This window comes from Streptomyces sp. SGAir0957 (assembly GCF_043523415.1).
Genome location: NZ_CP027293.1, coordinates 3,974,803 through 3,993,633, shown reverse-complemented (window position 1 = coordinate 3,993,633; position 18,831 = coordinate 3,974,803). Strand labels below are relative to the sequence as shown.

Sequence of the window (18,831 nt, the reverse complement as noted above, 5' to 3'; positions counted from 1 at the left end):
CGGTGCCTACTTGGCGTCGGCGTAGCACTCCACCACCGCCACCGTGAACGGGAACCGCACCGGCGTCTCGCCGAAGGTGAGGCGCCCCGCGAGGTCCGAGGCGGCCCGGATCGCCTCGCACACCGTGGGCGCCTCGTCCTCGGGGCAGTGCACGATCACCTCGTCGTGCTGGAAGAAGACCAGCTCGGCCGTCATCCCCGCGAGGGTCCGCCGCAAGGCGGCGAGCAGCAGCAACGCCCAGTCGGCGGCGCTGCCCTGCACCACGAAGTTGCGGGTGAAGCGGCCGCGGGCGCGCGAGTTCGAGGACGCGTAGCCGTAGCCGTACCCCTGTGCCGGGCCGGTGCCGTCGGTGTCCGGCTCGCCCGGCGCGTCCTGCGGCAGGCCCGCCTCCTCCGCCTCGGCCGCGCCCACGACAGGCGGGCAGGTGCGGCCCAGCCACGTGCGCACCAGCCGGCCCTCCTCACCGGCGCGGGCGGCGTCGTCCACGTACGCGACCGCCCTCGGGAAGCGGCGGCGCAGCAGGGCGAGGTTCTTCAGGCCGTCGCCCGCCGTCTGCCCGTATATGGCGCCGAGTACGGCGATCTTGGCCCGTCCGCGGTCACCGGAGAACGTCCGGTCCGAGATCGACTGGTACAGGTCGCTGTCCTGTCCCGCGACCTCCATGAACACCGGGTCGCGGGAGATCGCGGCGAGCACCCGCGGCTCCATCTGCGCCGCGTCGGCGACCACGAGCCGCCAGCCGGGGTCGGCCACGACCGCGCGGCGGATGACCTTCGGGATCTGCAGCGCCCCGCCGCCGTTCGTCGTCCAGCGGCCCGAGACCGTGCCGCCCGGCAGGTACTCGGGTCTGAACCGGCCCTCCCGCACCCAGTCCTGCAGCCAGGACCAGCCGTGCGCGGTGTAGATCCGGTACAGCTTCTTGTACTCCAGGAGCGGGCGCACGGCCGGGTGGTCGATGTTCCTGATCTCCCAGCGCCGGGTCGAGGACACCTTGATCCCGGCCTCGGCGAACGCCTTCACCACGTCGGCGGGCAGTTCGGGCCGCACCCGTCTGCCGAACGCCGCCGACACCTCGTCCGCCAGCTCCGCGAGACGGCGGGGCTCGCCGCCGCCCGCGTACCGCTCGCCGAGCAGCTCGTGCAGCAGCTCCCGGTGCACGTCGGCGCGCCACGGAAGACCCGCCGCGCGCATCTCGGCGGCGATCAGCATGCCCGCCGACTCCGACGCGGTGAGCAGCCGCATCCGGTCCGGCAGGGCCGTCGCCGCGTGTCTGCGCTGCTGTTCCGCGTACACGTCGACGAGATCGGCCAGGGGGACGTCGACGGGCGGGCGCGGCTCGAAGAGCGAGGACTGGGAACCGGGCTCGGCGACCCGGGGCGGCGGGTCCGGCGGCACCGGCAGGGAGCGGAGTCTGGCGAGCGCGGCGGCGGCCGAACGGGGCTCGCCGTGCCGCCCCTCGTGCGCGAGCAGCAGGTTCTCGGCGGCCTCGATGTCGTAGCAGCGCTCGACCACGACGCCCGCGGCGAGCAGGCGCGGGTACACCGCGTGCGTGTCCCGCCACACCCAGCGGGCCACGTCCGGTCTGGACCGCACCGCCTCCACCAGGTCGGGCTCCCTGGCGAGGGGCGCGGCGGGCAGCCCGTCCCCGTCCAGCGGCACGACGTCGGCGCCGCCGTGCTCGGTGGGGGCCAGAGCCCAGCGCTCCTTCACATGGCCGAGTGTCACACCCGGCACTGACAATTCACGGCACAAACTGTTTCACTCGGCATCCCGGGACGACAGGTTCCGGTCACGTACCGCCGCGACGTAGAGGACGCAAACACGTGCGCATCAGCCGCCGCACCCTGCTGACCACCGGCTCCGCCCTGGGCGCGACCGCCCTCATCGGAACCACGAACGCGCGGGCCGCGACCGCACGAACCGTGCCAGTGCAGGCCGTGCCAGCGCAGGCCCTGCACGCGCAGGCCCTGCACGCGCAGGCCGTGCAAGCGCAAGCCGCGACCGCACAGGCCTTGAACGCCCAGGTCGCCGCCGGGGCCGGCCGACGGCTCGCCGCCCTGGAGCGCGAGCACGGCGCCCGCCTCGGCGTGTTCGCCCTCAACGTGCGCACCGGCGCCGCCCTCACCCACCGCGCCGACGAACGCTTCCCGCTCTGCTCCACCTTCAAGACCCTCGCCGTCGCCGCCGTCCTGCGCGATCTCGACCACGACGGCACCTACCTCGCCCGCCGCGTCCGCTACACCCAGGCCGACATCGACCGGGCGGGCGGCGCCCCCGTCACCGGCAGGCCCGAGAACCTCGCGCACGGGATGACCGTCGCCGAGCTGTGCGGCGCCGCGATCTCCTTCAGCGACAACACCGCCGCCAACCTCCTCCTGCAACGGCTCGGCGGCCCCACCGCCGTCACCCGCTTCGCCCGCTCGCTCGGCGACCGCGTCACCCGGCTCGACCGCATGGAGCCCGAGCTGAACTCGGCCGAACCCGGACGCCGCACCGACACCACCTCACCGCGCGCCATCGGCACGACGTACGGGCGTCTCGTCCTCGGCCGCGCCCTGGAGCGCGGCGACCGGGCGCGGCTCGCGCAGTGGCTGCTCGCGAACACCACCAGCGACAAGCGGTTCCGCGCCGGGCTGCCGGACGAGTGGGTCGTCGCCGACAAGACCGGGACGGGCTCGTACGGGACGGCCAACGACGTCGGCATCGCGTGGGCCCCGTCCGGCGACCCGGTCCTGCTCTCCGTGCTGACCACCAAGCCCGCGCAGGACGCGTCGCCCGACGACCTGCTCGTGGCGCGGGCCGCCGAGATCATGGCGTCCGTGGCATGAGCACGGGCTCCACCGTCGAACGCGCCTTCAGCGCCGCGCTGTTCACCGCCGACGACGCCGTCGACCTCGACACCGGGGCGTCCCTCCTCGCGGCCGACCCGTCCGCCGACCAGGAACTCGCTCTGCGCGGGCGGGAATTCGTCCGGCGGGCCTGGGAACGCGGCTGGCAGCCCGCCGACGTCATCCGCATGGTCGTCCGCGAACTGTCCCCCGAACACGCGGGGCCCGCCGCCCGGCTCATCCGGGCCGAGACCGGGCGGTACGAGGCGCTGCCGCCGCGCTGGGCCGAGCAGATCGACGCACTGCCGGATGACGATGTGCCGCGCCGGGACCGGTTCTCCGGCGCCACGCTCGCCCTTGAGCTGTACCGGCTCCTCGTGCGGCTGCCCGCCATCGAGGCGGTCGGGCCCGTGCCGGGGGAGTCCGTCACGGTGCCCGTCGCCGGGGAGCCGCGGGCGCTCGCCCGGATCCGGGCGCTGCTCGCCAAGGCCGAGGCGACCGGATATCCGCCGGAGGCCGAGGCGCTGTCGGCCAAGGCGCAGGAACTCATGGCCCGGCACTCGGTCGACGAGGCGGTGCTCGCCTCCCGTACGCAGGCGAAGGACGCGCCCGGGGCCCGGCGCGTCGGGGTCGACGCGCCCTACGAGACGGCCAAGGCGGTCCTCCTCGACTCCGTCGCCTCCGCCAACCGGTGCTGGGCCGTGTGGAACAGCGCGTTCGGGTTCTCGACGGTGGTCGGATTCGAGCCGGATCTCGACGCGGTGGAGGTGCTGTACACGTCGCTGCTCGTACAGGCGTCCGCGGCCATGACGCGGGCGGAGGCGGAGCAGCGGGCCGGGGGGCGCAAGCGGACGAAGACCTTTCGGCAGTCCTTCCTCGCCGCGTACGCCCATCGCATCGGGGACCGGCTGTCCGCTGTCGCGGAGGGGGTCGTGGGGGAGCGGGGAATTGCTGCCGGTGCTCGCGGCGCGGGATGTGGCTGTCGCCGGGCGGGCGGAAGAGATGTTTCCGTCGACGGTGACGACCCGGATGCGGGGGGTTTCTGACAAGGCGGGGTGGGTCGAGGGGGCCGCGGCGGCCTCGCGGGCGCGATTGCCCGGGTCTTAGCGGGGCGGAGTCTTTCGGCGCGGGTCCGCCGTGCTGGTCGCGCAATTCCCCGCGCCCCTGAGTCGGTCGCCGTAGGCGGTGCGTTTTCGTCGGCGGGTGCGGCCCGTCCCCCATTGCTCGCGCAGTTCCCCGCGCCCCTGGGCCGCGCACTTCGTGCGGCGGTCCCCCCGATCGCGGGTGCGGGTTCGTCGTGGCCGGTCGCGCAGTTCCCCGCGCCCCTGAGCCGGTCGCCGTGGGCGGTGCGTTTTCGTCGGCGGGTGCGGCCCGTCCCCCATTGCTCGCGCAGTTCCCCGCGCCCCTGAGCCGGTCGGCGTGGGCGGTGCGCTTTCGTTGGCGGGTGCGGCCCGTTCCCTCCTTGCTCGCGCAGTTCCCCGCGCCCCTGGGACGCGCACTTCGTGCGGCGGTCCCCCCGATCGCGGGTGCGGGTTCGTCGTGGCCGGTCGCGCAGTTCCCCGCGCCCCTGGAGCATGCGGCTGCGCCGCAGCCCCATCGGATGGAATGGCGCACGAAGTGCGCATTCCAGGGGGGCGGGGAACTGCGCGAGCAACCACGACGAAGCCGGGACCCGGAAACGAGGGCTTGCGCTCGTGGCGCTGAGGGGCGCGGGGAACCGCGCGACCAGCCACGACGAAGCCGGGACCCGGAAACGTAGGCTCGTGATCGCGGCGTGGGCGTCCGGGATGGGCGGAATGAACCTATTCTTACGGAGTGAGTTGGTTCCGGGCGTTGAAGGACGCCACCCGCTCGGGCCTGACCGTGGAGCGGAAACGGCTGGAGCCGCTGGTCGCGCTGCGCGGCGCGGCCGGCCTCGCGATCGTGATCGCCGTCAGCCTGACCCTGTTCGGCCCGGCGGCAGCCGCCGGCTCGGCGTTCGGCGGCTTCCAGGCGGCGATCGCCACGTTCCAGCGCAGCTGGCGGCCCCGGCCGGAGCTGGCGCTGGCCTCGGGGGCGAGCCTCGGCGTGTCCACGTTCCTCGGCTACCTCACCGGCTCCCACCTCGTACTCTTCCTCCCCCTCCTCGCCCTCTGGACCTTCCTCGCGGGTCTCTCCTGGGCCGCGGGACCGACCACCGGCATCATCGCGTCGTCGAACGTGGCGATGATGCTGGTCACCATCACCCTGCCGACGACGATCGCGGAGGCGGCGGGCCACGCCGCGATCATGGCCTTCGGCGGCCTGGTCCAGGCGGCGCTGGTGATCCTCTTCCCCGTACGCCGCTGGGGAGCGCACCGCGACGCACTCGCCGACGCGCTGGCCGCCGAGGCGGACTACGCGCGCCGCCTGCGCCACGACCCGGTCGCCGAGTTCGACCCGGCCCCGCTGATGCTGGCCCGCAACGCCGCCGCGCTCACCCCCCGCCAGGCCCGCACCCGCCCCGCGCAGCTGCGCGGCACGCGGGGTGTCGCCGAACGCATCCGCCCGGTCCTGGCGTCGCTCGCGGACCCGGCGGTCGGCGTCCCCGCCGAGGGGCCCGAACGCGACAAGGTCCGCGAACTCCTGGCCGCCGCCGCTTCGATCCTGGACGCGGCCGCGCGCGCCATCCGGCACGGCACGCCGGTGGACATCCCGCCGGGCGCGATCGCCGCGTTCCGCAGCCCCGACGTCGACCATGTCCTGTCCGGCCCCGCGAAACGGGCGGCGACCCGCCTGGGCTCCCTCCTGCGCGACGTGGTGGAGACGGCGGGTGGCGCCCCGCCCGCGGAGGCGCCGGGCACGCGGGCCACGACCCTGCGCGACCGCCTGCTCCCCGGCCGCCGCCCGGGAGCCACACCGCTGCCCGCGTCAGCGTCAGCGCCAGCGCCCGCGGCCCCGGACCCCGGTCGCCCTCTGCGCCGCCCCTCCCTCTTCCAGTTGCTCCCCGTCGCCGTGCGGGCGATGCGGCGGGAGGCGCGGCCCGGGTCGCCGATCCTGCGGCACGCCACCCGGATCTGCGCGGTGGCGGTCGCCGGGTACCTGATCGGCGGCGCGCTTCCGCTGGGGCACGGGTACTGGGCGCCGATGTCCGCCGTGATGGTCATGCGGCCGGACTTCTCGCAGACGTACTCCCGTGCCGTGGCCCGGTTCTGCGGCACCCTGGTCGGGGTCGCCGTGGCCACCGGCGTCGTGCAGCTCGCGCATCCGGACACCGAACTGTCCGCCGCGCTCGCGGTCCTGTGCGCGGCCCTGATGTACCTGCTCATGCGCACGGGCCAGCTGGTGTCGCAGGTGTGCGTCTCCGCGTACGTGGTGTTCCTGCTGGGCATGGGCGGCGAGGCGTGGGGCCAGACGGTTCCGGAACGGCTGGTGCTGACGGTCGTCGGCGGTCTCCTGGCCATGCTGTCCTACGCGCTCTACCCGGCCTGGGAGACGCCGCGCCTGCGCACCCGTCTCGCGGACTGGCTCGTGGCGCTCGGGGAGTACGCGGCCGTCGTCGTCGACCACTACGCGCATCCGGCGGGCAAGGCGTGCCCGGACGTCCGTGAGGCGCTGCTGAAGGCGCGGGACGCGCACATCGCCTGGCAGGAGGCCGTCGACCGGGCCAGGACCGAACCCGTACGCCATCGCGGTCTGTCGAACGCCGCCGCCGACGACGCCGCGCACGCCCTGCACCGCCTGGGCCGCGTCGCCATGCTGATGGAGGCCCACCTTCCCGAGCGCGACGCCACCCCGGTACCGGCGGCGGCCGCCCTCGCCGACGCCCTGCGCGCCGCGACCCGCGACGGCGCGCGCGCCCTTCGCGAGCGCCGCGTCCCCGACTGGGAGCCGGTCCGCGCGGCCCTCGACGCCTGGGACGGCGAGGGCGTCCCCGACCGGGTCGTCCGGCGCGGTGCGGGCATGGTCCTGGAGGCGCTCCAGGAGTTCTCCGACGCGCTCGACACGGACGACCCGCCCATGACCGTCAAGCCCGACGAGAGGCCCGGGGACTGAGCCGTCGCGCGCGGGTTCAGCCCGTCGGCAGGCCGCTGGGCAGCCCTCGCGCGGGTTCAGCCCGTCGGCAGGCCGCTGGGCAGCCCCGTCGGCAGCTTTCCGTCCGTCGACTTCGTGAAGGTGTCCTCGGTGCCGTCCTTCCAGGAGACCTTCATCGTCGAGCCGTCGTTGGACGCGATCGTCCCCTTGGCCCGGTCGGTGCTGCCGTCCGCGCAGGTCAGGTCGATGACCGGCTTGCCGGTGCCGGACACGGTGCCGTTGCACAGGTGTCCGTCGCCGGTGCTCAGGGCCACCTGTCCGTCGCCCACCACGAGGACGACGGCCTTGCCGTCCGTCGTGGCGCTCCAGATGCCCTCTGTGCTCCCGGCGCTCCCGGCGGTCCCGGCCGAGCCGGAGGGCGCGCCGGACGACGCGCCGCCGTCGGGCGCCGCCGAGGACGTCGCCGCGCCCTCGTCCTTGCCGCCGTCACCGTCGTCGCTGCTGCAGCCCGTCACGGCCAGCGCCGCCACGGCCACCGCGACGCCCGCCACGATCCGCTTCCTGATGCGCACACCATCCCCCTATGTCCCTGCCGTCGACCTGGATCGCGGCCGAAGTTACCAGCCGTCAACCGGCGCGGTCGGCGTGACGCATCTCTCAGCCCGTCGGGCCTCCAGCCTATTGAAAATGGCTCCCATTTTCATATACTGCCTGCATGGCACGAAACGAACTCCGCCCAGTGATCAAGCTCAGGTCGACAGCGGGGACCGGTTACACCTACGTGACCCGCAAGAACCGCAGGAACGACCCCGACCGGGTCACCCTGCGCAAGTACGACCCCGTCGCCGGCCGCCACGTCGACTTCCGAGAGGAGCGCTGACCATGAACAACGCCATCCACCCCGCCTACGGCCCGGTCGTGTTCCGCGACCGCGCCGCGAACCACGCCTTCCTCACCCGCTCGACCATGACGAGCGAGCGGACGATCGAGTGGGAGGACGGGAACACCTATCCCGTCGTCGACGTCGAGATCTCCGACGTCAGCCACCCCTTCTACACGGGCAACCAGCGCGTCCTGGACACCGCGGGCCGCGTCGAGCGCTTCGAGCGCCGCTACGGGTCCGCCTCGTAAGGTCCGCTCCAGCTCGTAAGGTCCGCCCTGGGGCTGCCCTAGAAGGGGAAGCGGCTCCGGCCGTGCTGGACGGAGATCCACTTCCGCGTCGTGAAGGACTCCACGGTCGCCTCCCCGTTGAGGCGGCCGAGTCCTGAGCGCTTCTCGCCGCCGAAGGCGACGAGCGGCTCGTCGTGCACGGTGCCGTCGTTGACGTGGATCATGCCGGTGTCGATGCGGTGGGCGAAGGCCACGCCCCGCTCGATGTCACCGGTGTGCACGGCCCCGCTCAGCCCGTACGGGGAGTCGTTCGCGATCCGCACCGCTTCCTCGTCCCCGTCGAACGGGATGAGGAGCGCGACGGGGCCGAAGATCTCCTGGCGCAGCACGGGGGAGTCGGCGGGCAGCCCGGTCAGGACCACCGGCTCGACCAGGTTCCCGTCGACGCCGCCGCGCAGCAGCACCGTCGCCCCCTCCCGCACCGCCTGCTCGACGATGCCCGAGACCGCTTCGGCCTGCGTCGAGTTGATGAGCGGGCCGATGACGGTGTCCGGGTCGCGCGGGTCGCCCGCCTTGAGCGTCGCCACCTTCGCGACGAACTTCTCCGTGAACTCCGCCTCGACCCTGCTGTCCACGAGGATGCGGTTCGCGGCCATGCAGACCTGGCCCTGGTGCACGTACCGGCTGAAGACGGCCGCGTCGACCGCGTAGTCGAGGTCGGCGTCGTCGAGGACGGTCAGGGCGCTGTTGCCGCCGAGTTCGAGGACCGCGTGCTTGAACTGCGCGGCGCACACCGTCGCCACGTGCCGGCCGACCGCGTCCGAGCCGGTGAAGGAGATGACCTTCGGCACCGGGTGCGTGAGGAGCGCGTCGCCGATCTCGGCGATGTCGGTGATCACGACGTTCAGCAAGCCCGGAGGCAGGCCCGCGTCCTCGAAGAGCTTCGCGACGAGCGCGCCGCCCACGATCGGCGTGCACTGGTGCGGCTTGAGCACGACACCGTTGCCGAGCGCCAGCGCGGGCGCCACCGACTTCAGCGACAGCAGGAACGGGAAGTTGAACGGGGAGATCACCCCGACCACCCCGACCGGCACCCGGTAGACGCGGTTCTCCTTGCCGTCCTCGGGGGAGGGGATGACGTGGCCGTGCGGGCGCACCGCCAGCTGGACCGCCTCGCGCAGGACCTCCTTCGCGAGGTGCAGCTCGAACCCGGCCTTGACGCGCGTCCCGCCGAGCTCGTCGGTGATCGCCTCGGCGATCTGGGCCTCGCGCTCCTCCAGGAGGCGCAGGGCCCGCTCGAAGACGGCGCGGCGCGCGTACGCGTTGGTCCGCGCCCACTCCTTCTGCGCCCGCTCGGCCGCCCGGTACGCCTCGTCGACCTCCTCGACGGAGGCGACGGTGATGGAGGCGAGCTTGTCCCCGGTGTACGGGTTGAGGTCGAGGATGTCCCACGAGCCGCGTCCGGTGCGCCACGAACCGTCGATGTACTGCCGGTCGAGATCCGTGAAGTACGCGTGTGACGTCATGGCCGAGACCCCTCGCTGCTGCGCCGGACACCTGATGGCACGTCATCGTAGGACGGTCACCTGTCAAGTGTGGGTGAAGTCTGCACAACTTCGGTGCGCAACTGCCGTACGGATCAGGCGAATTCAGTCGCGATGCGCTCAAGGAGCTTCAAACTCTCCTCCGGGGAGGGGCTCTCCTCCCGCAGCCTCTGCATCGCCGTCTCGTACTGCGCCACGTCCTCGGCCTTGTCCAGGTAGAGGGCGCTGGTGAGCTGTTCGAGGAAGACGACGTCCGAGAGATCGGACTCGGGGAACGTGAGGAGCGTGAAGGTGCCGGACTCGCCGGCGTGCCAGCCGTGGCTGAACGGCACGACCTGGAGCGTGACGTGGTCGAGGCGTGCGACCTCGGCCAGATGGTCCAGCTGCTCGCGCATCACCTCGGGCCCGCCGTGCACCCGGCGCAGCGCGGCCTCGTCGAGGATCACGTGCAGCTCCGGCGCGCGCTCCGCGACCAGCACCTTCTGCCGCGCGAGCCGCAGGGCGACGCGTCGTTCGACGTCCTCGCGGGAGGCGCCGCTCATGCCGCGCTCGACGACCGCGTGCGCGTACGCCTCGGTCTGCAGCAGGCCGTGCACGAACTGGGCCTCGTATCCGCGGATCACCGACGCGGCGCCCTCCAGGCCCACGTAGGTCTGGAACCAGCCGGGCAGCACGTCCGAGTAACTGTGCCACCAGCCCGCGACGTTGGCCTCCTTCGCGAGGGAGAGCAGTGCTCCGCGCTCGGCCTCGTCGGTCACCCCGTACAGGGTCAGCAGGTCCTCGACGTCCCTGGCCTTGAAACTCACCCGTCCCAACTCCAAGCGACTGATCTTGGATTCGGAGGCGCGGATCGAGTATCCGGCGGCCTCGCGGGTGATGCCGCGCGATTCCCTCAGGCGCCTCAGTTGCGAGCCCAACAGAATGCGCCGCACCACCGAGCCGCTCGGGTCCCCAGCGGTCACGTCTCTGCCTCCCCATCGGTTCAAGTGCCGAAGTCTGCCATTAAACGCGGCTGCCTGTATGCGTTCGGTTACAGAAACGGAGAGAACGCGAAAGACCTGCGTAAGAAGTCGTAGGGAGAAATGAGCAAGAAGTGGTACGGGAGGGTTCAAGTCTGGCACGTGCACGTGCATCTGCCCTTGCATCCGCAGTACGCATTCGGAACGATGGTCGCCACCACCGCTCGCTACCAACGCGAATCTGGGGAGTGCCTCGCATGGGGACGGACGGATCGACCATGCTCGCGCCTTTACGGCAGGGGCTTCCCCCCATCGACCCCTCGGCCGTCTCCAGTGCCGCCTCCTGCGCACTGCCCGCACGGCTCGAAGCGGTGCGCTGCGCACGGCAGTTCACCCGTGCGACGCTGACCGAGTGGGACGTCCCCGAGCGCTTCGAGGACATCTGTCTGGTCGTCTCCGAACTCGTCACCAACGCCCTGCGGCACGCCCTGCCCGGCGAGGTGCCGGACGACCAGGAGCCGCCCGTACGCCTGCATCTGATGCGCTGGGCGACGCGTGTGGTGTGTGCGGTGCGCGACCCCAGCGACGACACCCCCGCGACCGGCGAGCCGCAGGACGACTTCTCCGCCGAGTCCGGGCGCGGGCTCTTCCTCGTCGAGTCCTTCAGCGACAGCTGGGGCTGGCATCCGCTGGCCGGCGCGCTCAGCGGCAAGGTGGTCTGGGCGCTGTTCCGGGTCTGACGGCCGCCCCGTGTCAGGCGCCGGCCACGAGATGGTCGAACTCGCCGTCCTTCACGCCCAGCAGCATCGCCTCGATCTCGGCGGGCGTGTAGACGAGGGCGGGGCCCTCCGGGTAGTTGGAGTTGCGCACGGCCACGCGGCCGCCGGGCAGCTTGGCGAACTCCACGCAGGAGCCCTGCGAGTTGCTGTGCCTGCTCTTCTGCCAGACCACTCCGTGCAGATCCGTGGCCGCCATGCCGTTGTACACGTGGTGCACGGTTCGCTCCCCGGTGGTGATCAGCTGTCCCAACTGTGCGAGAGCATAGCTGCGTTCACGTGCTAATGCATGAGCAGATGCACGTGCACGCGGGGTGGTCCGACGGTTACAGGTCACTCTGCATCTGCCCCCGCCGGAGCCACCCATGCAAGCGCTCCCCATAGCGGTCAAGATCTGACCTACATCCCTCCTACCGTTCTCCTGTCACCCCGACACGAGAGGCGGCCGTCATGGTCATGCACGTGAACCCCGAAGCCCCCGGCGACGAGCGCGGAGCCCTCCTCGCCTTCATCGCCGAACAGCGCGGCGGCGTCCGCCGGGCCCTGCTCGGCCTCACCCACGCACAAGCCACCGCCACCCCGAGCGCCAGCGAGCTGTCCCTCGCCGGGCTCCTCAAGCACGTCGCCGAGGTCGAACAGGGCTGGATCGCGCGGGCCCAGCAGATCGCGCCCGACATCCAGCGGTCCGAGGAGAACTGGGGCGACAGCTTCCGCCTCGTCGGCGACGAGACGGTCGAGCAGACCCTCGACTACTACGAGGATGTCGCCCGCCGCACCGAGGAGTTCTTCCGCGCCGCGCCCAGCCTGGACGCCACGTTCCCGCTCCCGCCCGACCCGTGGTTCTTCGGCTGCCCCGCCGTCTCCGTGCGCTGGCTCGGCCTGCACCTGATCCGCGAGACGGCCCGGCACGCGGGGCACGCCGACATCATCCGCGAGTCCCTGGACGGCAGGACCGCCTTCGAACTGGTCGCCCTCGCGCAGGGCTGAGCGGCGGAGGGCCATACGCTGGCCGTATGTCAGCGATCCGCCTCCTGGTCCTCGGAGCCGTGCGCCAGCACGGGCGCGCGCACGGCTACCAGGTGCGCAGCGACCTGGAGTACTGGGGCGCGCACGAGTGGTCGAACGCCAAGCCGGGCTCGATCTACCACGCCCTCAAGCAGATGGCGAAGGAAGGACTGCTCGTCGCGCACGAGACGGCACCGTCCACGGCCGGCGGCCCGCCGCGCACCGAGTACGAGATCACCGGGCCGGGCACCGAGGAGTACCTCGGCCTGCTCCGGGAGGCGCTCACCTCGGGCGACCAGCGGCCCGACAGCCTCACCGCCGCGCTCGGCTTCATGGTCGACCTGCCGCGCCCGGAGGCGGTCGCGCTGCTCAAGGAGCGGGTGCGCCGCATCGAGGAGTGGCGGACCTCGGTCACCGAGTACTACACGCCCGAGGGCGGCCCCGGGCAGCTCGGCCACATCGGCGAGATCATGAACTACTGGACGCACGCGGCCGACGCCGGGGCGGAGTGGACCCGCGCCCTGATCGGCCGCGTCGAGGGCGGCGCCTACACGTTCGCGGGCGAGGGCGAGCCGTTCGTGGGCGTCCTCGCGGACGGCCAGGAGAACCCGTACGCCCGTTCGTGATGCGCGTGATCCGCGTGACGCGCCTTCAGCGGTGGAGGCGGGTGACGCGCCTTCAGTGGTGGAAGCTCGTCGCCGCTCCCCGGTCGTCCGTGAACGGGTGCGACTGGCGGCGCAGCTCGGGCAGGAGCCGGTTCAGGTCCTCGATCAGGAGCTGCGCGAGATCCGCCGAGAAGCCGTTGCGGCAGACGATCCGCAGCACCGCCAGGTCCTCGCGGTGCGCGGGAAACGTGTAGGCGGGGACCAGCCAGCCGCGCTCCCGCAGCCGCCGCGAGACGTCGAACACGTCGAAGGCGGTCACGTCCGGCGCCGTCGTGAACGCGAAGACGGGCAGTTCGTCGCCGCGCGTGACGAGGCGGAAGTCGCCCAGCGCCTCGATCCGCTCGGCCAGGCCGCGCGCCACGTCGCGGGACGCCTGCTGGACCGCGCGGTAGCCCTCTCGGCCGAGCCGCAGGAACGTGTAGTACTGGGCGACGACCTGGGCGCCGGGCCGCGAGAAGTTGAGGGCGAACGTCGGCATGTCGCCGCCCAGGTAGTTCACGCGGAAGACCAGCTCCTCGGGGAGCGCCTCCGCCGTGCGCCACAGGGCCCAGCCGACGCCCGGGTAGACCAGGCCGTACTTGTGGCCCGAGGTGTTGATGGACGCCACGCGCGGCAGCCGGAAGTCCCACTCCAGGTCCGGGTCGAGGAACGGGGCCACCATCGCGCCCGACGCCCCGTCCACGTGCACCGGGACGTCGAGCCCGGTCCGCTCCTGGAGGGCGTCGAGCGCCGCGCACAGGTCGGCGATCGGCTCGTACGACCCGTCGAAGGTGGAGCCGAGGATGCCGACGACGCCGATCGTGTTCTCGTCGCACAGCGCGGCGGCGGCCGCCGGGTCCAGGTGGAAGCGGTCGCCCTCCATCGGCACCTGCCGCGCCTCGACCTCCCAGAAGTTGCAGAACTTCTCCCAGCAGACCTGCACGTTCACGCCCATGACGAGGTTGGGCCGGGCCTCCTTGGAGGGGTAGCGGTCCGCGTTCTTCCGGGCCCAGCGCCGCTTGAGCGCCATCCCCGCGAGCATGCACGCCTCGCTGGACCCGGTCGTCGAACAGCCGACGGCGGCCGACGGGTCCGGCGCGTTCCACAGGTCGGCGAGCATGGCCACGCAGCGCTGCTCCAGCTCGGCGGTGCGCGGGTACTCGTCCTTGTCGATCATGTTCTTGTCCCGGCACTCGGCCATCAGGACCCCGGCCTGCGGCTCCATCCACGTCGTGACGAAGGTGGCGAGGTTGAGGCGGGCGTTGCCGTCGAGCATCAGCTCGTCGTGCACGAGCTGGTACGCGGTCATGGGCGCGAGCGGCTGGTCCGGCAGGCGGTGCTTGGGCGGTGCCTCGACCATCCCGGCCGTCGGATCGGCCTCGCCGAAGATCGGGTTGACGGAGAGGTGTGGTTCGCCGGGTTTGTCGGACGGGCTCCGGTGCAGCGGAGACATGCCATCAACTCCTGTACGGGGCGGGTTTCCAGGACGGGCAGGGGTGTCAGCGCAACGACTTTCCGTCCTCCGAGAGTTGCATCTGCGCCCGCCCGGTCACCAGGAGCCAAGCGGGCAAAGAGGCCACGCACATGAGGGCAAGGATCGCCGGTGACGCGACGAGGACGGCGGCCGTGAAGAGGCTGACCCAGCCCTGCCGGGTGATGGCGAGCAGCATCCCGAGAACGCCCGCCGCGACCCCGACCGACACCTGGACGCCGGGCACGAGCGCGTGCGCGCACAGCCCGAACGCGGCGCCGACGAACACCGCGGGGAAGATCCGCCCGCCCCGGAACCCGCAGGACGCGGCGATCAGCAGCGCGGCCAGCTTCACCACGGTCATCACCGCGAACTGCCCCGCCGACCAGCCCTCCGGGTCCGCCGCCAGCTCGCCGACCTCTCCCAGGCCCTTGAACAGCGTCAGATGCCCGCCGAGCGCGCCGAGGAGGCCGAGGACGAGCCCGCCGAGCGGCAGCGTCAGCAGGGGGTGCCGAAGCCGCGCGAAGGCGCCGTGGACGTAGGGGAAGGCGAGGACCGCGAGCATGCCGAGGACGGCGGCGGCGCAGGCCACGACGATCGCGGCGAGCAGATCGCCCCAGCCCGGCCGGTCGAAGTGCGGCAGGCCGAGGTCGAAGGAGGGCGAGGCGACGAGCGTCGTGGTCAGCGCGCCCGCGGCGGCGGCGAGGAGCGGCCCGAAGAGGTTGTCCCAGAGCGAGCCCTTGATCGGCATCGGCTTGCCGGCCAGCGCCTCGGAGACGACGAGCGCGGCGGCGACCGGGGTGCCGAACAGGGCGCCGAGCGTCGCGGCCGAGGCGAGCGACACCCACAGCGCGCCCGGCGCCCCGGGCGCCACCTTGCGGCCGAGCCAGAACGCCAGGGCGACATTGGTGGCGATGATCGGGTTCTCCGGGCCGAGGCTGGGCCCGCCCGCGAGCATCAGCGCCGTGGCCACGACGAGGCCCGGCAGCACGTACGGCGGCAGCGGCTCCTCCCCGCCGAGGCCGAGCGTCGCCGGGTCGGGGCCCGCGTGCCCGGGGGCCTTCCACACGACGAGCCCGACGAGGACGCCGGTGGCCGTCAGCATGACGATGATCCAGAGCGCGGAGTACCGGCCGACGCCGAGCGCGTCGGGCAGGTCGCTCCAGAGCACGTCCTGGAGTTTCTCGGCGGCCCCGCTCACGGCGAGGAGCAGCAGACTGCATCCGATGCCGACCACGAGCGCGGGCGCGACGAGGGGCAGCAGGGTGCGAGCGGAGACGGCGGGCTGGGCGGCCGGAGGCGGCGCGGCGACGGCTTCAGGGCTCACGGCGACACTGTATGCGGACATTAAGCGCATAACACCCGGAGTGCGGGTCAAGCTTGCACCTCACGCGGCGTGCGGACCCAGGCTTGCGACCACGGACGCCGGCGGGAACGCGGACGCCGGCAAGAACGCGACGACGACAGGCCCCAGGGAGGTCCGCGATGAGCTACCCGGTGGGCCAGGTGGCCGGCTTCCCGCTGGAGGAGGTGCGGACCCTGCTCGACGACCCGGCGACGGACCCGCGCGAGCACCTGCGCCGCTGGCACGCGGTCCTCGTCGCCCGTATCGAACGTCTGCGGAAGAGTGCCATGGCGTGTTCGACGGCGTCGGCCAAGCGGCTCCGGGCCGAGGCCGACGACTGGGGCGCGCGCTACGCGGCCCTTGTCGCCTCCGGCGCCCCCGCTACGGGCGAGGCGGCCATGGATCTGGCCGAGGAGCACCGCGCCCACATCACGGGCTGGTTCTTCGAGTGCCCGTACGCGACGCACGTCTGTTTCGGTGACATGTACGTGGCCGACCAGCGGTTCAGGGCGTACTACGACGCCATCGGCGAGGGCGTCGCGGAGCACCTGCGGGACGCGATCCACGCGAACGCCGCGAAGCGGGGTGGCTGACCGACAGGTTTGCCACAGTTGGGGCACAGTGCATCCTGAAGGGGCCACTGGAACCTGGCGCAGGCGATCGGCGTTGATAACTTTGCATCACCATTGCCTTGCCTGAACCTCGTGCAGTTCCGTTCTGTTTCCCAAGCCCCCCAGGAGCCCGGACCCGTGATGACGCTTGCGCTCGGACCAAGCTGGCTGGACCCGGACTATCTGCTGAACACGTTCGGCATCTGGGGTCTGCTGCTGATCGTGTTCGCCGAGTCGGGTCTGCTGATCGGCTTCTTCCTGCCGGGCGACTCGCTGCTGTTCACCACGGGTCTGCTGATCACCGCGGGCACCCTGGACTTCCCGCTGTGGGGCGCGGTGGCGCTGATCTGCGTCGCCGCGATCCTCGGCGACCAGGCGGGCTACCTCTTCGGCAAGAAGGTCGGCCCGTCGCTGTTCCGGCGCCCCGACTCCAAGCTGTTCAAGCAGGAGAACGTGCAGAAGGCGCACGAGTTCTTCGAGAAGCACGGGCCGAAGTCGCTGGTCCTGGCCCGCTTCGTGCCGATCGTCCGCACGTTCACGCCGATCATCGCCGGTGTCTCCGGCATGAAGTACCGCTCGTTCATCACGTACAACGTGATCGGCGGCGTCCTGTGGGGCGCGGGCGTGACGCTGCTCGGCTCCTGGCTGGGCAACATCGAGTTCGTGCACAAGAACATCGAGGCGATCCTGATCCTGATCGTCCTGATCTCCGTGGTGCCGATCGCGATCGAGTTCCTGCGGGCGCGGAGCAAGTCCAAGAAGGCGGCCCAAGAGGATCCGGGCCCGGCCGGTGACCCGGCTCAGGCCCCGGTCCAGGCCCAGCGCGGCCGCCACGCCAAGCGGTAGAGCCCGTTCTAGAAGCCGCGCGTCCGCTTGGCCGCGCGGCGGTTCTCCGCCCCCGGCGAGCGCAGGAAGAGCCGGGAGATCTCGCCACCGAGGTTCACCCCGATGGCGATGGCCAGGGCGAGCGCGGCCGCCTTGGACAGCGAGATGAGCCCGTGGTTCACGTCGTTGTGCGCGATCGCGAGCAGCCCGAAGTACGTGGCCGAACCGGGCAGCAGAGGGCCGATCGCGGCGGTCACGTAGGGCAGCGCGGACGCGAACCGGTAGCGCGAGAAAAGCTGGCCGAACAGGCCGACGAGCCCGGCCGCGACGGCGGTGGAGGCGACCGGTGAGATGCCGCCCGCGTCGTGCATCGCCCCGTAGATCACCCATGCGACCCCGCCGTTGAGTGTCACGGCGAGCACGGTAGAACGTTCCTGCTGGAGCAGCACCGCGAACGCCAGGGACAGCGCCATCGACGCGGCGATCTGCCAGTACGGCCGCTGGACGGGGTGCAGCGCCGCCTCGGCGTTGAGCGGCGCGTGCAGCTGCACGGCCACGTACAGCATGATCAGTACGCCGATGACGATGCCGACGAAGAAGTACATGACTTCGAGCAGGCGCGCGGAAGCCGTGATGTAGAAGCCGGTCAGGCCGTCCTGCACGCCCGCCACGAGCGCCCGTCCCGGCAGCAGGGCGAAGAGTCCACCGGTGATCACCGCCGACGCCTTCACATCCACATGGGCGAGCGTGAGCACCAGACCGATCGCGGCGGGCGGCATCGCGGCCACCGTGAACTGGTAGAACTCCGGGAATCCGCGCCCCGCGCACAGCCATGCGAGGCGGTCGCCCAGCATGGCGCCGATCGCCGCGGCGAGGAACACCACGAGATCACCGCCGACGAGGATCGAGGCGGACCCGGCGAGCAGCCCGTTCGCCCCGGTCAGCGCCCAGCCGGGGTAGGGGTGGCGGTTGCGGCGGATCTCCGCGAGGCGCCGGTACGCCTCTTCGAGCGTGACGTCGATCTCGTCGTCGCTGATGTCGTCGACGAGCCGGAACACCGCGGCGAGCCGGTTGTAGTCGGTGCCGCGGCGGCGCACGGTGCGCGACGCGGTCACCGGGTCGTCGACCAGCGAGGGCTGGAAGGTGATCGAGAGCAGGGTGAACGTCACCGTCGGCTCGCACCGGTCGAGCCCGTAGGAGCGGCACACGGCGAACATCGCCGCCTCCACGTCCTCGGCGCCCTCACCGCCCGCGAGCAGCAGCTCCCCGATACGCAGGGTCAGGTCGAGCACGCGCGGCACGGCCGGTCCCGCGTCGTCCTGCTTCTGCGCCGCCTCCGGTGCGGGCCGCTCGGCGACCGGCATCCGCAGCATCGTGCGCATCCGGTCCTGCCAGGGCGCCTCCCTGGTCAGCTTGACCATGGGGATGCCGTGCGCCGGGGTGAACGCGGGCGGCGACTGGCGCGAGCTGTAGGTCTTCGGCGGGGTGAAGGCGGAGCCCTCCGCGTCGGACGGCTCGGGCGCCTGCACGCTGAGCCCTTGGGGGAGCGAGAACTCCGAGGTGGTCGACGACTCCTCGTCCACCGGCGCAGGCGCGGACACCACCCCGATGGGCTGCGTGAACTGGCTGCGGGCCTCGTCGGACTGCGGCTTGCCGTCCTCCAGGGCCTCCGTCTCCCGGTCCGTCACCTCTGTGGCACCTCTGTCGTTCCTCGCCCGAC

Annotated in this window: 16 protein-coding genes and 2 pseudogenes; 10 read left to right on the top strand and 8 right to left on the bottom strand. The window is 72.2% G+C overall.

Translation table 11 applies throughout. The features are described 5' to 3' along the window. Positions 1-6: 6 nt before the first annotated feature. Positions 7-1,710, bottom strand: coding sequence for a bifunctional 3'-5' exonuclease/DNA polymerase (locus C1N81_RS22750; protein ID WP_394438156.1), 1,704 nt, complete (start codon positions 1,708-1,710; stop codon positions 7-9). 113 nt (positions 1,711-1,823) lie between these two features. Between C1N81_RS22750 and bla the strand changes: the two genes are divergently transcribed. The 3 genes and pseudogenes from bla to C1N81_RS22735 all read left to right on the top strand — a co-directional run bounded on the left by bla (position 1,824) and on the right by C1N81_RS22735 (position 6,842). Beyond that, positions 1,824-2,828: a class A beta-lactamase gene (gene bla, locus C1N81_RS22745; protein WP_394431923.1), complete on the top strand. Its 1,005-nt coding sequence runs from the start codon at positions 1,824-1,826 to the stop codon at positions 2,826-2,828. Beyond that, positions 2,825-3,935: pseudogene (locus C1N81_RS22740) on the top strand (DUF2786 domain-containing protein). The gene bla and the pseudogene C1N81_RS22740 overlap by 4 nt, the downstream one beginning before the upstream one ends. A gap of 708 nt (positions 3,936-4,643) precedes the next feature. Continuing rightward, positions 4,644-6,842: an FUSC family protein gene (locus tag C1N81_RS22735; protein ID WP_394431921.1), complete on the top strand. Its 2,199-nt coding sequence runs from the start codon at positions 4,644-4,646 to the stop codon at positions 6,840-6,842. A 56-nt stretch (positions 6,843-6,898) separates the two neighbouring features. On the opposite strand, the gene C1N81_RS22730 is transcribed toward C1N81_RS22735, so the two are convergent. After that, on the bottom strand, positions 6,899-7,393 hold the full coding sequence (locus C1N81_RS22730; RefSeq protein WP_394431919.1) for a hypothetical protein: 495 nt from the start codon (positions 7,391-7,393) through the stop codon (positions 6,899-6,901). A 143-nt stretch (positions 7,394-7,536) separates the two neighbouring features. On the opposite strand from C1N81_RS22730, the gene rpmG reads away from it, so the two are divergent. Together rpmG and C1N81_RS22720 are read left to right on the top strand one after the other, a co-directional pair. Next, on the top strand, positions 7,537-7,701 hold the full coding sequence (rpmG, locus tag C1N81_RS22725; RefSeq protein WP_324770702.1) for a 50S ribosomal protein L33: 165 nt from the start codon (positions 7,537-7,539) through the stop codon (positions 7,699-7,701). 2 nt (positions 7,702-7,703) lie between these two features. Next, positions 7,704-7,952, top strand: a complete 249-nt coding sequence (locus C1N81_RS22720) for a type B 50S ribosomal protein L31 (RefSeq protein ID WP_394431917.1) — start codon at positions 7,704-7,706, stop codon at positions 7,950-7,952. A 38-nt stretch (positions 7,953-7,990) separates the two neighbouring features. On the opposite strand, the gene C1N81_RS22715 is transcribed toward C1N81_RS22720, so the two are convergent. Both C1N81_RS22715 and C1N81_RS22710 read right to left on the bottom strand, forming a co-directional pair. Then, entirely contained in the window at positions 7,991-9,457 is a 1,467-nt protein-coding gene (locus C1N81_RS22715; RefSeq protein ID WP_394431915.1) for an aldehyde dehydrogenase family protein, read from the bottom strand. 113 nt (positions 9,458-9,570) lie between these two features. Continuing rightward, positions 9,571-10,437: a helix-turn-helix domain-containing protein gene (locus tag C1N81_RS22710; protein ID WP_394431913.1), complete on the bottom strand. Its 867-nt coding sequence runs from the start codon at positions 10,435-10,437 to the stop codon at positions 9,571-9,573. Between the two features lie 254 nt (positions 10,438-10,691). Here C1N81_RS22710 and C1N81_RS22705 point away from each other — a divergent pair, with 254 nt between their 5' ends. Next, a complete protein-coding gene (locus tag C1N81_RS22705; RefSeq protein ID WP_394431911.1) occupies positions 10,692-11,174 on the top strand; it encodes an ATP-binding protein in 483 nt (160 codons plus the stop codon). A 13-nt stretch (positions 11,175-11,187) separates the two neighbouring features. Here the strand turns inward: C1N81_RS22705 and C1N81_RS22700 are convergent, their stop codons facing one another. Continuing rightward, a complete protein-coding gene (locus tag C1N81_RS22700) occupies positions 11,188-11,430 on the bottom strand; it encodes a DUF397 domain-containing protein (protein WP_394431909.1) in 243 nt (80 codons plus the stop codon). A 230-nt stretch (positions 11,431-11,660) separates the two neighbouring features. Here C1N81_RS22700 and C1N81_RS22695 point away from each other — a divergent pair, with 230 nt between their 5' ends. After that, the gene (locus tag C1N81_RS22695) at positions 11,661-12,197 is read left to right on the top strand and encodes a DinB family protein (protein ID WP_394431907.1); all 537 of its coding nucleotides are present in this window, start codon (positions 11,661-11,663) and stop codon (positions 12,195-12,197) included. 26 nt (positions 12,198-12,223) lie between these two features. Continuing rightward, the gene (locus tag C1N81_RS22690; RefSeq protein WP_394431905.1) at positions 12,224-12,841 is read left to right on the top strand and encodes a PadR family transcriptional regulator; all 618 of its coding nucleotides are present in this window, start codon (positions 12,224-12,226) and stop codon (positions 12,839-12,841) included. A 52-nt stretch (positions 12,842-12,893) separates the two neighbouring features. Here C1N81_RS22690 and C1N81_RS22685 read toward each other — a convergent pair whose 3' ends face one another. Next, positions 12,894-14,312: a glutamate decarboxylase gene (locus tag C1N81_RS22685; RefSeq protein WP_394431903.1), complete on the bottom strand. Its 1,419-nt coding sequence runs from the start codon at positions 14,310-14,312 to the stop codon at positions 12,894-12,896. A 46-nt stretch (positions 14,313-14,358) separates the two neighbouring features. Beyond that, positions 14,359-15,678 (bottom strand): ion channel protein, encoded by a 1,320-nt coding sequence (locus C1N81_RS22680; protein ID WP_394431901.1) that lies wholly within the window; start codon positions 15,676-15,678, stop codon positions 14,359-14,361. A 137-nt stretch (positions 15,679-15,815) separates the two neighbouring features. On the opposite strand from C1N81_RS22680, the gene C1N81_RS22675 reads away from it, so the two are divergent. Further along, entirely contained in the window at positions 15,816-16,268 is a 453-nt protein-coding gene (locus tag C1N81_RS22675; protein ID WP_394431899.1) for a MerR family transcriptional regulator, read from the top strand. A 159-nt stretch (positions 16,269-16,427) separates the two neighbouring features. Further along, a pseudogene (locus tag C1N81_RS22670) lies at positions 16,428-17,087 on the top strand (DedA family protein); the annotation flags it as partial. A gap of 53 nt (positions 17,088-17,140) precedes the next feature. Here C1N81_RS22670 and C1N81_RS22665 read toward each other — a convergent pair. Then, on the bottom strand, positions 17,141-18,799 hold the full coding sequence (locus tag C1N81_RS22665; protein WP_394431897.1) for a threonine/serine exporter family protein: 1,659 nt from the start codon (positions 18,797-18,799) through the stop codon (positions 17,141-17,143). Positions 18,800-18,831 lie beyond the last annotated feature (32 nt).

Bases quoted from the DNA above. Each gene is read 5' to 3' on its own strand.
- rpmG (WP_324770702.1), top strand. From the start codon at position 7,537: ATGGCACGAAACGAACTCCGCCCAGTGATCAAGCTCAGGTCGACAGCG.
- C1N81_RS22720 (WP_394431917.1), top strand. From the start codon at position 7,704: ATGAACAACGCCATCCACCCCGCCTACGGCCCGGTCGTGTTCCGCGAC.
- C1N81_RS22715 (WP_394431915.1), bottom strand. From the start codon at position 9,457: ATGACGTCACACGCGTACTTCACGGATCTCGACCGGCAGTACATCGAC.
- C1N81_RS22705 (WP_394431911.1), top strand. From the start codon at position 10,692: ATGGGGACGGACGGATCGACCATGCTCGCGCCTTTACGGCAGGGGCTT.
- C1N81_RS22695 (WP_394431907.1), top strand. From the start codon at position 11,661: ATGGTCATGCACGTGAACCCCGAAGCCCCCGGCGACGAGCGCGGAGCC.
- C1N81_RS22690 (WP_394431905.1), top strand. From the start codon at position 12,224: ATGTCAGCGATCCGCCTCCTGGTCCTCGGAGCCGTGCGCCAGCACGGG.
- C1N81_RS22685 (WP_394431903.1), bottom strand. From the start codon at position 14,312: ATGTCTCCGCTGCACCGGAGCCCGTCCGACAAACCCGGCGAACCACAC.
- C1N81_RS22680 (WP_394431901.1), bottom strand. From the start codon at position 15,678: ATGTCCGCATACAGTGTCGCCGTGAGCCCTGAAGCCGTCGCCGCGCCG.
- C1N81_RS22675 (WP_394431899.1), top strand. From the start codon at position 15,816: ATGAGCTACCCGGTGGGCCAGGTGGCCGGCTTCCCGCTGGAGGAGGTG.